The 16,071-nt window shown below is 44.1% G+C and carries 11 protein-coding genes; all 11 read left to right on the top strand.

Translation table 11 applies throughout. The annotated features are described in order from the left end of the window. The first annotated feature begins 5 nt into the window (after positions 1–5). Genes VIA_RS14915 through VIA_RS14865 form a run of 11 tightly spaced genes read left to right on the top strand, consistent with a single transcriptional unit; the run spans position 6 to position 16,014 of the window. Positions 6–935, top strand: coding sequence for a type VI secretion system baseplate subunit TssG (locus VIA_RS14915; RefSeq protein ID WP_004413918.1), 930 nt, complete (start codon positions 6–8; stop codon positions 933–935). 52 nt (positions 936–987) lie between these two features. After that, positions 988–3,600 (top strand): type VI secretion system ATPase TssH, encoded by a 2,613-nt coding sequence (gene tssH, locus VIA_RS14910; protein WP_004413917.1) that lies wholly within the window; start codon positions 988–990, stop codon positions 3,598–3,600. A 25-nt stretch (positions 3,601–3,625) separates the two neighbouring features. Further along, on the top strand, positions 3,626–6,172 hold the full coding sequence (locus tag VIA_RS14905; protein ID WP_004413916.1) for an MFS transporter: 2,547 nt from the start codon (positions 3,626–3,628) through the stop codon (positions 6,170–6,172). Then, entirely contained in the window at positions 6,169–7,176 is a 1,008-nt protein-coding gene (locus VIA_RS14900; protein WP_004413915.1) for an ABC transporter substrate binding protein, read from the top strand. The genes VIA_RS14905 and VIA_RS14900 overlap by 4 nt, the downstream gene beginning before the upstream one ends. Continuing rightward, positions 7,173–7,889: a type 2 periplasmic-binding domain-containing protein gene (locus VIA_RS14895; protein WP_004413914.1), complete on the top strand. Its 717-nt coding sequence runs from the start codon at positions 7,173–7,175 to the stop codon at positions 7,887–7,889. Before VIA_RS14900 ends, VIA_RS14895 begins: the two co-directional genes overlap by 4 nt. Before the next feature lie 3 nt (positions 7,890–7,892). Next, the gene (locus VIA_RS14890) at positions 7,893–8,831 is read left to right on the top strand and encodes a type VI secretion system-associated FHA domain protein (protein WP_004413913.1); all 939 of its coding nucleotides are present in this window, start codon (positions 7,893–7,895) and stop codon (positions 8,829–8,831) included. After that, entirely contained in the window at positions 8,831–9,316 is a 486-nt protein-coding gene (gene tssJ / locus VIA_RS14885; RefSeq protein ID WP_004413912.1) for a type VI secretion system lipoprotein TssJ, read from the top strand. Before VIA_RS14890 ends, tssJ begins: the two co-directional genes overlap by 1 nt. A 20-nt stretch (positions 9,317–9,336) precedes the next feature. After that, positions 9,337–10,668, top strand: coding sequence for a type VI secretion system baseplate subunit TssK (gene tssK, locus VIA_RS14880; RefSeq protein ID WP_004413911.1), 1,332 nt, complete (start codon positions 9,337–9,339; stop codon positions 10,666–10,668). A gap of 4 nt (positions 10,669–10,672) precedes the next feature. Further along, positions 10,673–11,872: a type IVB secretion system protein IcmH/DotU gene (gene icmH, locus VIA_RS14875; protein ID WP_004413910.1), complete on the top strand. Its 1,200-nt coding sequence runs from the start codon at positions 10,673–10,675 to the stop codon at positions 11,870–11,872. 2 nt (positions 11,873–11,874) lie between these two features. Continuing rightward, positions 11,875–15,255 carry a type VI secretion system membrane subunit TssM gene (gene tssM / locus VIA_RS14870; protein ID WP_004413908.1) on the top strand — a complete coding sequence of 1,127 codons (3,381 nt, stop codon included), beginning with the start codon at positions 11,875–11,877 and terminating at the stop codon, positions 15,253–15,255. A 3-nt stretch (positions 15,256–15,258) separates the two neighbouring features. Beyond that, complete coding sequence (locus VIA_RS14865) at positions 15,259–16,014, top strand: protein kinase domain-containing protein (RefSeq protein WP_004413907.1); 756 nt, start codon at positions 15,259–15,261, stop codon at positions 16,012–16,014. The last annotated feature ends 57 nt before the right edge of the window (positions 16,015–16,071 follow it).

Below are 16,071 nucleotides of genomic sequence, written 5' to 3'. Positions count from 1 at the left end.
TTAGCATGAACATAATTAAAGACCTTAGCCAAAACCCACAACAATACGACTTTGCCCAAGCAATGCGTATGTTGTCTCACTTTATCGAGAACTCAGAAAGTAGAGTTCAACTAGTCCTTAAAGCAGAGGCAATGCCAACTGGTGACGCGAGCGAGATCCAATACTTCTCGTTAAAGAGCAATAAAGCGAAATTTAGGCTAGCCAAACAAGCGCTATCTGGCGTAAAAGGCGTGATCCCTTACTACATCTATGAAGAGTTATTGCTAGCACTTCACGATGACGACCATGCGTTAAAGGACTTTCTCGACGTTTTCAACCAACGCTACTTTGAGCTTATTTCACAGCTAGAAATCAGACAATGGTTATTGGTTCAAAACGAACTTAACTCCGACAAAACTCAATTATTGCATCACATTGCTGCGCTAAAAGAAGAACACGCTCATCTATTTCAATACTCACTATTACTTAACCAAAGCAGTCGCAGCCTGACGGGTCTTGAGCAAATTTTGAATGATTACTTCCCGTATGAGATTGATGTTACTGCCAAACGTTTTGAGCGTAGACAACTGCCTAGTGATTCACTCACTCGCTTAGGAACAAATCAAGCGTACAACAGTCGCATCGGTCAAGGCTTCCTCATTGGCAAAACTTGCCTGACCCATTTTACTCATTTGCTTGTATCTATTAGACCAGCAAATGAACAGGAGTTATTGGATATACAAAACGATGCCATGTTGGCTGATTGTATGAAAACGTTGATCCAGCATTACTTAAAAGACAATACACCAGTTTCGATTTATCTCGAGGTAAAACGGGCCTATCTCGCTCGACCTAAGCTGTCCTCAAATATGAATCAAGCTGCAAAACTCGGTGAGGTAGATTGCCTCGCACCTGAACGAAAACCTCAGCAAAGGATTCGTATTTTGCTCAAATAGGAGCATTCAGTGACCTTAGGGCTCTGAATATTTGAAATACAAGGATAAATGTATGACACAAGTAACCTTAACTAATTTAGTCGCCAAGCTATCTTCAGAGCTTAAACAAGCTTTAGAAGTCTCTGCAGGCGCAGCCATGAACCAAGGTGTTGCTTCGATTGAAGTAGAACACTGGCTACTGCAGCTAATCTCTCAACAAGATGCGAACCTAAACAGCCTTATCCAATCGCAGAACCTAGCGCAAGAGACCCTTGTCAACGAGCTTTCTAGCAAGATAGCTCGGCTACCCAAAGGTAACGAAGGCCAGCCAACTCTTAGCCATGGCTTAACCGAATTAGTGAAAGATGCTTGGATGCTTGCGTCAGTCAATTATGGTCATGGAGAAATCATCAGCCTCCACCTAGTTCAAGCTTTGCTGCAACAAAACGTGCTGGGCGTTAATACGCTTCAACTCGATAGCTTACAATCGGTGTCTCTCGAATCGCTGCAAGGGCTGATTAATAAAACTGCAGTCGCACGCGCGAAAACTTCGGCGTCAGGCGAAGCTGTCGCAAATGGCCAACCAAGCGGTAATGACGCATTAAGCAAGTACACGGTTAACCTTACTCAGCAAGCGCTTGATGGCAATATCGACCCAATTTCCGGACGCAATGCGGAAGTGAGAAAAGCGATCGATATCCTTTGTCGTAAGCGCCAAAACAACCCAATTATGGTTGGCGAGCCCGGCGTAGGTAAAACTGCTGTGGTTGAAGGTCTTGCGCTTCGCATCGCCGCAGATGAAGTACCAGGTGCACTTCAAGGTGTACAAATCCACTCGTTAGATTTAGGTCTTCTTCAGGCAGGTGCAAGTGTCAAAGGTGAGTTTGAAAATCGCCTTAAAGATGTCATCAATGAAGTCAAAAACAGCGAAGTCCCTATCATCGTCTTTATTGATGAAGCACATACGTTAATTGGTGCTGGCGGTGCTGCTGGCCAAAACGATGCGGCTAACTTACTTAAACCTGCACTAGCCCGTGGTGAATTCAAAACTATCGCTGCGACTACATGGGCTGAATACAAGAAATATTTTGAAAAAGATCCGGCACTAACTCGTCGATTCCAAGTGGTTTCAATTGAAGAACCAAACGCAGAAGACGCAAAACAGATGCTACGTGGCGTTGCGGTCTCATTACAAAAACACCATGGGGCATTTATCGCCGAGTCTGCTATTGATGCTGCAGTTCATTTATCAATCCGCTATCTTCCAAGCCGCCAGTTGCCAGACAAGGCGATTAGCTTGCTTGATACCGCGAGTGCGCGAATCGCTCTTACGCAAGGCGCAAAACCGGAAGTGATCGAGTCGTTAGAGCAAACTATTCGTTACCAGAACAATGAAAAAGTTGCGCTCGAAAAAGAGAATGCCCTTTTTGGTATCGCTGAAGAGGAAATCGCTGAGCTCACAGAGACAATCAAAGCCAACGAAGCAGAATTAGTCGCTTTAAACACCCGCTGGGAACAAGAAGTTGAGCTGGTTGATAAAGTCAAAGCGCTACAAGAAGAAATTAGCCAAGCTGACGATACAGACGCACCCGATTTGACGAAACAGAAACAGCTGAATGACACGCTTGATGAATTAGCAACGCTCCAAGGTGAGCAGCCTTTAGTTAACGCTATGGTCGACGATAATACCATCGCTCAAGTTATTGCCAATTGGACCGGAATCCCGGTCGGCAACATGATGAGTGACGAGATAGCGCGCCTTCTATCACTTGAGGAAGAGTTAGATAAACGCGTTATTGGTCAGAACGTTGCCAAGCAAGAGCTCGCCAAAGCGATTCGTATTTCGCGTGCGGGCCTGACCGACAGTCGCAAGCCTATCGGCGTGTTCTTAATGTGTGGTCCAAGTGGTGTCGGTAAAACTGAAACCGCGATGGCACTTGCGGAGCAGTTATACGGTGGTAGCAATGACATGACGATCATCAACATGACTGAGTTCAAAGAGGAACACAAGATTTCTATGTTACTCGGCTCGCCTGCCGGCTATGTTGGCTTTGGTGAAGGTGGCGTATTAACTGAAGCTATTCGACGTAACCCGTACTCAGTGTTATTGCTTGATGAAATGGAAAAGGCTCACCCAGGCGTTCACGATCTGTTCTATCAGATCTTCGATAAAGGTCATATTAAAGACAGTGAAGGCCGAACTGTAGACTTTAAGAATACCATTATCATCATGACTTCTAATGCCGCAGACCAAGCGATCTGTGATGCATGTGAAGAGCAAGATGAGCGAATGAGTAATGAGCAGTTGTTAGAGAGCATTCGCCCTGATCTTCAGCATTACTTCAAACCAGCCTTCTTAGGACGTACAACGATTGTGCCTTATTACCCACTCAACGATGAAGAGCTGGCCAAAATCACTGAGATTTCTCTCAACCGTATCAAGAAGAAATTGGCAGAACAGTACCAAGCTAGCTTTACTTGGGATCAAGGCTTTATCGACTTTGTTGTCGCTAAAAACACCGATCCAACTACAGGCGGACGTGCAGTTGAGCAGATCATCAATCGTTCCTTAATGCCAAAATTAGCCGAAGAATGTATCACTCGCCTAAGTCAGCAGCAGCCTATCACGCAAGTTTCCGTGGTCGCAGCGAGTAATGCAGCAGGCTTCGAGCTAACTATTAATTAGTCAAATGGCTAAAGGAAACGTCGTCATGGATAAGCATCACAGCAGTAAATCACAATCGTTTTTCTCTTTACGAGTAAAGCTTGTGCTCGCGATTATTGCTGTGTTGCTCTTTTCCAATGGCCTAAACACAACGCTTAATTATCTCAATTTTGAAAAGCGATTAACTCAAACTAGTGACTCAACGTATCAAGTTGTCCTTAGCGAAACGGACAATGATATTAAGCAAGCGATGAGTTTAGGTTTACCGCTATCCGCGATTTCAAACATTCAATCCTTGTTAGAACGACGTCTCGCGTTAGTAGACGGAATCAGCAAAATTGAAGTATTGGATAAAAATGGCATCGCTCACTACTCTGCAGGGAAACATGTCGACTCTGAGCGTATGATCACTGCAGACATTTCTAATACATTTGGTCAAAAAGAAGGACAATTAAACCTTTATTACTCAACGATTTATTTAGACGACATTAAGTCTCAGCTATTAACACAGCAAATAATGGACACTTTGTTGTGGGTACTCGTGACCTCTTGCATTGGCTATTTCGCACTGAATTTGGGCTTGGATTTTCTACTAAAAAAAATACACGCAACACGTAACGTGCTTGATGACGAAGAGAGTAATGATGAACAACGCATCGAAAATGCGTATAAAACGTTTCTCAGCACACATGGTAAAAACAAGTGGCAACAACTGCGTGATAATTACTTTCCACTACTGATCATTTTTCTTGCGATCTTGCTGACCTTTACCTCCAACATTGGCAGCTCGTACCAAGCGCTTGATAAGTTCTCCACCACTTATCAGACCCAGCTTGAGCAGAAATCGCATGTTATCGGCGACACCCTATCGAGTATGATTCAACGACTTCTGAAACAAGGAGTCCCACTTGATCGCTTATATGGCTTAGAAGACGAATTTTCTTCGTACATTACTCAGCACCCGGAGCTGTTATCCATTCAGCTACAACAATCAGGTACCGAGCTGTATCAGTACCCGAAGCAAATGGTCGTCAGTCAATCTATGATGGCGTCACAGCTGCCAATTGATGATGCTATTGGCATCGAATTATTGATGACGACAGATACCAATATTATCCCTCAGCTTCTCGAAGAGAGCCTGATGGATATGATCACTGTCCTTATCGCCTCAGCATTAATCGTGATTGAAATTATCCTCTTTGCGTGTAATTTCATGATCATTAAACCATGGCATCAAATTAAGCAACTGCTTAGAAACGCCAAACAAGGTCAAGCCGCATGGGTGGCACAGCTCTCAGCCAAAGATGAATTGGGTAGCATTATTGACTGCCTAAATAGCATCACGCAACGTCAAGTACCCAATGAGAAGCTGACTGTGCGTAGCTCGCAAGACTATCGTTTTATTCGTCTTCCCCTGTTTATGTTAGTTTTTGCTGAAGCCGCATCATTAGCCTTTTTCCCTAACTTCGTTGCGAGCCTATCCCATTCACAGTCTTGGATTCCAGAGAGCTTAGTGACAAGCTTACCCATCTCACTGTTTATGTTCTGCTGGGCAATATCGCTTCCCTTTGCTGGATATTGGTCAGATAAAGTGGGTCGTCGAAAGTCTCTCATTGTCGGCGGCTTAGTCACGAGTTCAGGGCTAGCCCTTACCGCTTTTTGCCATACATTAGAAATGCTGCTGTTAGTCAGGGCTTATACCGCGGTTGGTTACGGTATTGTCTTTATTTCAGCGCAAGGCTACATCACAGACACCACAACAGCCAAAAACCGAACCAAGGGTATGTCTACCTTCTTATCAGCATTCTTTGCCGGTTCATTATGTGGTGCTGCTATTGGCGGGATCGTCGCAGACAAACTTGGCTACAACGTGACGTTTTTACTTGCCGCCATACTTGCGCTAGCGAGCGTACTTTTTGTGGTCAACTTCTTTAGCCACGGCAGTTCTAATTCGCAAAGCAAACCCGTTAGCCTCAACGACTTTAAAGTGCTGCTAAGTAATAAGTATTTCGCGTTAATTACTTTCTGCAGTGCGATCCCATCAAAAGTCGTTTTAACCGGCTTCTTGTATTACTTATGCCCGGTTTACCTCCAATCGCTTGGCGAAAGCAGCGCGGTTTCAGGTCGAGTTATGATGAGTTACGGTTTAGCCATCATCATTATTTCCCCGTTGAGTGCCTTCCTTGTTGATCGCTGGAACAATAAAATTCGCTTCATCGTTATTGGTGGGTTGTTATCCGCACTGGCACTGATCAACATCATGATGCTACCGGGTACACTCGGCTTGTTGCTAATAGTCATTATGATTGGCGTAGCGCATGGCATCAGCGTCTCCCCTCAAATCCCATTAGTTATGGAGCTACTTGACCATGAAGGGCTAGATAAAGGAAAAACCATCGGTATTTTCCGTCTCACTGAACGTATCGGCAACATTAGCGGCCCTATGCTCGCAGGGTTGAGTTTAAGCCTATTTGGCTACCAAGACACGATCGTACTCTTTGGTGTGACGCTGTTTATCAGCTCTGCGGTACTCATCATTTTCTACGCTCTATTTACTAAGCGTGATCGCGCCCATTTGGAGGTGGCAAAATGAGAATGTTCGCTTGGGGCTTGCTCATACTACTGCTGCCGCTGACCAGTTACGTTCATGCGTCACAAAGTGAGCCTAAACAAGTGGTCATGCTGCTTTGGCGCGGTGTCACCGATGCTGAACGCGGTTTTATGGAGTACTTGTCTAGTAAAGTCGATGTCAAATACACCCTACTCGATGCAAAGCGCGACAAAGCGATGTTGTCTCAATACGTTGAAAATATCGAGCAATATGATGCAGATTTGATTTATACCTTTGGTACTACAACCACACTGACACTGCTTGGTACTGAAGATAAGCCGAGTGAGTTTCGCACAAACAGCAGCACGCCTGTTGTATTTAGCATCGTTACCGACCCGGTCGGTTCAAAGATTGTATCCAGCACCACAGAGTCAAAACGCAACTTCACTGGTGTAAGCCATATTGTCCCTCATCAGGTGCAGTTTAATGCGATTCAGAAACTGCCTAATGTCGAGACAATGGGCATCGTTTTCAACCCTTTAGAGAACAATGCAGTGATCACGGCGCGTAAGATTCAGATGCTCTCGGCCAAGTTTGGTATGGACGTCTACCTATATCCTCTTCGTACCAAAGATAGCAAGCCTGACTTAAGCTCACTTTCGTCAGTCATTGATACCATGCTCGAGGACAACGTTCAGCTCGCTTATTTACCACCCGATTCATATATCATCAGTCAAGGTAAAGGCATCGTCGATAGTTTGCATAAAAATGGCATTGCAACCTTCTCTGCAACTGAATCTCCGATTCGCAAACATAACGCATTATTTGGTATTGTTAGTCGCTATTATAACGTCGGCGAATTTGCCGGACACAAGGCAGAGCAAATTTTGACCCAAAAACGCGTTCCCCAAGAGGTCGCTATAGAACCTTTGAGCCAGTACTCCTATATTGTAAATATCGGAGCAGCTCGTACATTGGATTACTATCCTCCTGTTTCTATTCTAAAAATTTCCGAACTTATTGGAGGGAATGAATGGCAAGAATGATTCCGAGTTTTACTTTCTGCCTAATGATTATGTTATTCAGCCTGAAATTCAGTGCTGACGCTTTTGCTCAACCTACTTTTGGTCCTTCTCGTCTGCTGTTAACTACTCAAGACTGGCCACCATACCAAGAGTATAAACACGGACAAATGCAAGGTATTGCCCTAGACCGAGTGAAATGTGCGCTAGGGAAAATGGGCCAGCCTTACCAACTAACAATGACCACTTGGTCTGACGCGCAACTACGTGTGCATAGTGGCTCTCAGCATGCATTCTTTGTCGCAACGCAAACTGCGGAGCGTGATGACTACGCAACTCTATCTGATCCAGTCGCTCAACAAGAGCTTATGTGGTATTTCGGTCCTGGGGTTGAGCCTAAAATCAATGAGTTGTCAAAGTTAAACCTCAAGTTCTCTGCCAAATTTGGGTCGAATAAGTGGTTTTGGCTAAAACGTAATGGCTACAATGTAGTCAAACAGCCACGAGATGCTAAAGTATTACTAAAGCTTTTAAAACAAAGGGAAATTGATATCGCGTTGGAAGATAAGCTCGTGTTTCAAGGAGAGTTAGACGAAGCTGACCTACCGAGCGATTATTTTCAGTTTAAAACCCATGAGACTAAACCTATGGGTGTCTATTTTTCAAATCGTTTCCTAAATAAGTATTCTGGTTTCTTACCTGCATTTAATGCAGCGGTTTCAAAATGTGAGAGGTAACTAGTGGCTATCAGCATTCACTTGATTTCTGTACCCACTGAAGAGGTTGTCACCTCTAGAGTTGTGTATTTTCCTGAATCAGGAGGCACTATTGGTCGTGCTCCTGATTGTGATATTTCTTTATCTGACCAAAGTAAACGCATTTCGCGACTGCATGGTGAAGTACGTCTAACAGATCAAGGCTACGTCTATATCAGTCGAGGTCCAAATAGCGCTGCGCTAAACGACAAAGCGCTTAGCCAAGACAAAGAGTATCCACTCAGTGATGGGGATATTCTAAAGATTGAAAACTATACCATGTTGGTTTCTACACTCGTGTCGTCGACCAATGCCGCCCCAGAAGCCGAGATTGATGACCCGATGTTAAAACCATTTGAGTTAGATCTTAACGACGATACTGACTTTCTTGAGCAAGAGAGCGTACCTGAACCCGTGAAACAAGCCAGTAGCTTTTCTCATAAAAATATCTTAAGTGACGATCCGTTTGCCGCTGACCCTTTTGAAGATATTGATAGTGAAGAAATCGCCCAACATGTCGAAGTTGATGAAATCCCGCATGCTGAGACATACAAGCAAAGTTCTGATCTGGAGTTTTTGCCATTAGATACACCTAATAACTCACACCTCGAAGCCTCTATTGAGAAATTGCTGATTCAATCTGAAAAGAATCAGCAATATTTGCAAAACCCAATGCTTCATCATGATGCCCTATTCGACGCTCTGGAAAAGACTGTCGATCAATTTCTTAATGAGTTTGCTCCGCAGGAACTTGAATCTCAGTTTAGCGAGTACATTTCAGGTGGTTTGTTTAGTAATAAAGACAAACGCTATTGGAAGATTTATCGCAAACACTTTCAACACCGTCAGCAAAATGGAGACTTTCGTCGTCAGTTTAAAGCACTGTTTATGGAAAACATGCAGAAACAGCGAGAGGAAAGTTAATGGCAAAGTGGTTTTGGGCACTGGCAGTCTCACTCTTGGTTGGGTGTTCATCTGACCCAGTACCTGTTGTGTCGCAATATAAGTTGGCAATCTCTTCTGACGATACGATGAATCCGTCAGAATCAAATCAAGCGAACCCAGCTGTCGTGCGTCTGTATCAACTGACAGATGCTCAAATGTTCAATCAGCTACCCTTTATTGATTTGTACAACGACGATGTAACCTTGCTAAGTGCCAATTTGATATCAAAGCAGATTCTACCCGTCGTATTACCAAGCAGTAACTTAACCCAAACTTTGGACATCAATTCCACGACACAATATGTCGCCGTCTTGGTGGAGTTTGTTGATTACCAAAATAGTGAGGCAAAGGCATTCTCCACTTTGCCTCTTGAAGATGAGCAATTCTTACAGCTCACAATCGAAGGGGCTAAAGCCTCATTAAACATTGTCACACCAGACTCGAGCTGGTGGCAGATATTTTAGTCAGTAGATAGGGAAATTACGTGGACGCGTTCAAAAAAGTAGTATGGCAAGAAGGCATGTTCATTGCCCCACAACATTTTCAGCAGCAAGATCGTTACGTGCAGAATTACGTTAGACAAAACGTAGAAACGCTTGCTGGCTTTGCTCCCTTTTATGGTGTAACTGAACTTACAATTAATCATGAGTTGCTTAAGATTGGCAAACTCTCAATAACAACCAGCGCTGGCGTATTTCCAGATGGCACCCACTTTGAGGTCAGCCATGAAGTCGCTCGCGATGTACCCGACAACAGTATTGAAACTGTCGTCTACCTTGCGCTGCCTATCTCCCTGCAAGGAAACAACGACTACGGACAAGAGCAGTCAGATCAAGGCCGCTACTTAACTCGTACTGTTAATGTATTCGATACATCCACATCAGAAAATGCCAGCGTAGAGATTGACATAGCGCACCTCAATATTTCTTTAAAGCTACAGGGAGAGGACACCTCAGGGTTTACGTTAATTCCGGTCGCTAAGATTTTGGAATGCACCGAATCTGGCGAAATTATTCTTGATCGCGCCTTTATTCCTGCGTGTCTACACTTTGGCGCATCTCAATTACTGCTTGAGCGAATTAAAGAAATTCACGCGCTTACATCCAATCGCGCGACGACACTGCTACAACGAATTCAAGCAGGTGAAGGGCAAAAAAGCCCGCAGTCGATGATGCATGATTACTTGTGGCTGCAAACGCTCAATACGTGGCTTCCGTGGTTCGATTTAACCATTGCGAATACAAAACTTCAGACTCATGAAGTGTATGGTGAGCTGCGTAAATTTGAAGCGCAAGTCATGGCCCTGACGCCAGCGATCCCAGAGGCTTGTCGACCACTCCAGTACCATAAACTGTATGAAAGCTTTAACCCGCTGTTTTCGTCGTTGCGAAATATGCTGACTCTCGTCCAGCAAGACTCTGTGCTTGAGTTTCCTTGGGACACAACCTTGTTTGAAAAACGTCGCTTACTACGCAGTCTAATCAAAGATACTGCAAGTATTGCTAACCGCAGAGTTGTACTCTCGGTTAAGTCGACGATCAGTAGCGCAGAACTTAATGAGCTGTTCCCTATCGCAGCTAAGCTAAGTAATAACTCACGTATTGTAGAAATTGTTCGTAACGGACTATCAGGTATATCACTGACGCCACTACCTGTGACTCCTAGTGAGTTAAAACCAACTCAAGGCACGGCTTACTTCGAGGTAGACACCTCTGACCGGATGTGGATGGAAATGTTGGAAAATCGAGATGCCATCGCACTTCATGTAGACACACGAATAGCGGATCTTGACGTGATGCTCTATGCATTGAGATAACGCCATGGATTACTTGGATGAAGAAACGCTCGTATGGGATGCTAAACAAGCTGACTTTGTGAGTAAAAACGATGAAACGACAGGTGACTCTTGGTCCCCTGTCGACTCTAGCCGTGGACGTGGCGAATTTTTGCATTACTTCGATAAAGCAGAGAATCAACTGTTTAATATCAGCAGTGAGCTTCTTGCCATCACGTTGAAAATATCTACGCTTCCAGAGCCAGATGATGTTGCAAGCCTACGCCAACAGCTTATCGATAACATTAACGCAATAAAGACAAAAGGAGCTGAACTTACCTACCCTGTTGCCGTTATTGATAAACTCTGTTTTCTATACGCCGTCGTATTGGATGAGTTGATTATCTATAGTGAATGGGGCGAGTCGCGAGGGTGGGAAAATAAAACCTTACTCAGCGAACTGTTTGGTATGCGTAATGGTGGCGAACTGTTTTTCACCGTTGCAGAGAAAGCCCTTCGTCAGCCTCACAAGTTGATCGATCTTCTTGAGATCATTCATATCTTTCTCAACATTGGCTTTAAAGGGCAGTACCGAGAAACAGGTAGCGAACAATTAAAAGCTTTTATCCACCAGCTTGAGCAAGTACTCAGCCGTTATCGACAGCCTGGTAATATTCATTGCCATAGCCGTACCAAGCTGCCAAAAGCCCGTAAACCGACTCGAAGAAAACGCTATTTCATTACAACCGTGTTCTTTGCCTGTCTTATCGCAACGAGTGTGACGTTAACGTATTTTTGGTACGACAAAACCCATTCTCAACGAGCGAGAGACTTCTATAACCTACCTGACTTTAGCGCTCGTTACGTACTGTCTGGTGAAGTAAATGATATCGTGTTTGTTAGCGAAGATTCCGATCTCGACACTCCACCGAAAAAAGCCAGTAAAGTAGAAATGGTCCAGGCAACGCCACCTAGTAATCTAGCAACCAGTTATTCATCGTGGCTGGTTCAATTAGCGACCTTTAAGCAAGGTAACAATGCGACCAAATTCGTGGCAAATCTCTCCCCTTCGAAATACGAACCTGTGATTGATGAATTTGAGTCTTATTACCGCGTCATAGTGCGTAGTGAATCCTCAACTCAAGCTATCGAAATTAAAAAGTGGTACACGGAGCACGATCAACTTACACCGATCATCGTCAGAAACACCCATTCTGATAACAAAAATAATAAAGAGGCAGAATAACGATGAGCGACACAGCACCATCACCTAATAAGAGTAATAAACGAAGCGTTGTTTGGTCATTGATCATCGCCCTGCTTACTCTAATGATTGGCGGCGGGTTAACTTGGTGGCTTGGTTACCCAGAACACCTTATGAGCGGCGGCGCTATAACTCTGCTTAGCAGCATTATTTTTGCGCTACTTTGCTATTGGCTCATGCAACGCAAAGGTAAGCAGAAAGCAAAATCAAGCCAAGAAACTTTATTAATTCAAAAGCGCAGTAAACTGCTAGCCCAGCACTTTAAGCGCATGCTGAACGTACAAAAACGTAAAAAGCGTTTGAACAGTCGATATGATCAACCGATTTATCTATTGCTGAGTGACGAACCAAGTAAAGACAAAAGCATCATCACCCAAATGGGTTATGAGGCATATAAACTCGATGACTTTGGTAATGATATTGAATTTCCAATTCTATTTTGGTTAAGCGAACACTCGATTTTAATCTCATTGAGTATGGGTGAGGATCAACAACCCGAATATCTTAAGACGCTCTGTCGTTGTTTGAACAAGTGGCGTCCTCGTCAAGCCGCGAACGGCATTTTGCTGACGACCGAAGTCTCCATGTTGCTGGAAAATAGAGAGTTACTTAGCCAAAAGGCGGATCAAGTGAAGTCGACCATTAAGACATTCAATGACGCCTTAGGTCTCAACTTACCTATCTATAACTTAATCACCAACATGGGGCAAATTAACGACTTCTGTCAGTTTTTCTCAGCCTTTGACGAATCAAAACGCAACGAAGTGTTCGGAGCGACTTCCCCTGTCCTGAAAAACGGTGGCGTCGACGCCGATTGGTTTAACGAGGAGTACGATCATTTAATCGGCCAACTTATCGCAAGTACTAGCGCGGCTCTAGCTTCTCAATTGAATCAAGAGTATCGCAACTCTATCTGTGCTGCGCCTTATCAGTTTGGCTTGTTAAAACAGACGTTATGGCATTTTTTACAGCGCCTCTATCGCGGTGATCAACTCAATAACGGCCTTAATTTTAGGGGCTTCTACTTTACTCATAGCGGCTCTAGTGAAAAGCAATACGACCTATTAGCAAACGTTGTCAATGACTCTCTGGGGAATGAGAAGTTCCAACAACAGCAACAAACGCCAGTAAACCAATCCCTATTTGCTCAACATATCATGAGTCACGTGATACTAAATGAGCATGAACTGGTGGGGGTAAACCGTCGAAAAGAGAACTTATTACTGATTTGGCAAGGCGCTTACACTGTCTTTTGCGCGCTGACGCTAGTCGCAATTCTCGCTGTTCTAAAGTTTGATTTTGACTACCAGAATGCTCGTGAAACCCGCGCTGACAATATGCTTGAACATTACAAAGAAGCGATCGCCGCGTCACCGTACGATATAGAAAATATGGCGGATAACATTCCGAACTTATATTCGCTAAATCGCATCTATGCACTCTACCTGCGCCCAGACCCGTGGTATACCTTGCCGTTTATGCCAAGCTCGACGATTAAGCAAGAGGTAGAAGATGCCTACTTTACTGAGCTTGCTAAAGTGCTTATTCCTTCGATGGAAAATACGCTAGAAAAAGATCTGTTTGTCTACGTAAACCTTGAAGACCAAGCTAAGACGCTATCACTCCTTAATAACTATCGCCTGCTGTTTGATCCGAACAGAACCAATATTGAAGAGCTCAAGCTTTACTTTATGTCATCTCTAAGCGATCAAGGTGAAGCTGACAGTGTCAACCTGGCACAACTAAAAGTGCTACTGGATGATGTGTTTGCACAGGACCTCGTCCCAGTAAAACCAAACTTTGATTTAGAAAGCCTAGCGAAAAAAGTCATCAATCAAACAGGCATCGAAACGCTTCTCTATGAGCATATTCTCAATTCAGCGACCTACTCTAAACGCGTTGATGTTAGACAAGAGCTTGGCGAGAACTTTTCTCAGTTATTGAACTTCTCTCCTAACTATGTAGGTTACTTAGTTCCTTACCTATATACTCCGTCAGGGTTTAATGAGCTCGATCTCTCCGTTGACTCACTAATTCTGCGTGACGCGCTACAAGCCTATGAAGGTGTAGCAGGAAGCTCGCCAAGTGCATTAGAAATGTATCGTGTGAGTCGTGATTTAAAACAGATGTATCAAACCGACTACATCAATTACTGGCGCGATTTCGTCAATAATGTTCAGGTAAAAGAAATCAATAGCCCTGATACGTTAAAGTCTACCCTGTCAGTGCTAACCACCGCATCGAGCAACCCGCTAGCACAGCTATACAGCACGATTAATAAATACACTTCAGTTGAAATCGAAGTGCCGAAAGCAACAAAAGAAGGTGAGCAACCTCCGCAACAGGATGTTGAGAAGAAAGAAACGGCTCGCCAGATATACATTGCGTTTACGCCGTACCACAATCAAGTCACCGCCTCGAATCAAGATATAAAACCGATTGATCAATTATTGAGTCAGTTTACTGCGCTTGAAACTTGGTTAGAGAAGTTCTTCACCGCTGATAACCCTCAGCAAGTGGCCTTCAATACCCTAACGGCTGAGCTAAAAGTCAGTAATCCAGTTTCTACTGTCGCCGGTATGGAATCGAGTCAACCAGCAATATCGTCTGAGATCATAAAAGGCGTGGCAAACCAAACCAACGAAATGGTCATGCAGCTTGCTCATGGCTACTTAAACAATGCGTGGCAGTCAGAGGTATTCCAAACCTACCAAAGCACAATCGCAGCGTACTACCCGTTTAACCGAACTTCTTCTGTCGACGCGTCGACGAGCGATGTGAAGACGTTTTTCCAAAACAACGGGGTTTTAGATGCCTTCTACCAAACTAAGTTAAAAGGCTTCATTACTGACGAACGTTCACCATTCTTACCAGGCCTACTGCCAAATAGTGGTTTAGCCTTGGACCCGAATGTTTGGCAAATGATCAACAAAGCAGATGATATTCGTAACGCGCTTTTCTTAAACGATCCGCAGAACCTATCACTGCAGTTTCAGCTCAAAGCTCAAGAGATGAGTGCCAATCTGACTCAGTTCTCCATCAATGCTGAAAAGTCGTTGTTTACTTATCGCCATGGTCCTCGTCTTTGGAGTAAACAATCATGGTCAGCCACTGACTTAGATAAGGACACCATTAGCTTTAGGTTGCTTTCTCAAGGAAACCAAGTCGCTAACGAAACTTTCAATGGTAGCTGGGCTTGGTTTAGGTTGATTACACCGAGAGTCGTCTCCACAACGTCGCAAACCACTCAAGTTAAATTCTCATCTAGCGACAGCGAAGTTGAGTTGAACATTAAGACGCAAGGGCAAAACAACCCATTTGTGCCTAATTTCTTCTCTGCATTTTCGCTTCCACCGAGTATTTAATCCATGGCGCGTGTCGCTGAAGAAATAGAGCCGCTAGAGCGTTACAAGCCATTATTTAGAGCATTGAGGTTATCTCAATGCTCTAGCCTCAGTCGCTCAGTATACAAAGCCTATAGCCAAACTCACGGCTGGGTAAGCCTTAAGGTCGCAGAAACCGCCCTAGCAAAAGCGCAGCTTACTAATGAAGTGCGATTCCTCAGTACGCATCAAAGCCGCTATTGGCCTAGATACCTATCGTCTGGAAGCGTCGCTGATTTTGAATGGTTATTGCTGTCTTTTGAAGACGGTGTGGTACTGAGTTCATCGCGCCTTAAACTACCTAGATTAAACTCACTGATCGAATCACTGCAAAATGCTCTTCGCCATTTACACTCCCTAAATTTCATCCATGGGGATATTAAGCCTGCCAATATTCTTATTACTAGTGATGACACAGTTAAACTGATCGATTTCGGCAGTGTTCTACCGATTGGAATATGTTATCCCTCGCTAACTTATAGCTCGATTTCACCAAGATTCAGCGCACCCAACCCTCACTTTCGCCTGGGGCATACTCATCCGAAAGATGACTTTTTCTCGATAGCCGTTTCCGTGCAAAGTCTCTATGACCGCCACCCATTTCAATTACAAAGCATCACCTCTTTCTGCCAACAAAAACAAACTCCTGATATAGGAGCCCTTCCTAGTCGATATCAGATGCTACTCTTGCAGTCCATTACCCGTACACAACAACTGCTCACCAAGTCGCCCATTCAGTAAATACTTTTGTAAATACTCCTGCATAATTCCCCTATTTATTAGAGTGTTACTAGATGC

This window comes from Vibrio orientalis CIP 102891 = ATCC 33934, from assembly GCF_000176235.1.
Lineage (GTDB): Bacteria > Pseudomonadota > Gammaproteobacteria > Enterobacterales > Vibrionaceae > Vibrio > Vibrio orientalis.
Note: the sequence above shows the minus strand (reverse complement) of the source record. Positions and strands in the feature narration are given on the sequence as shown.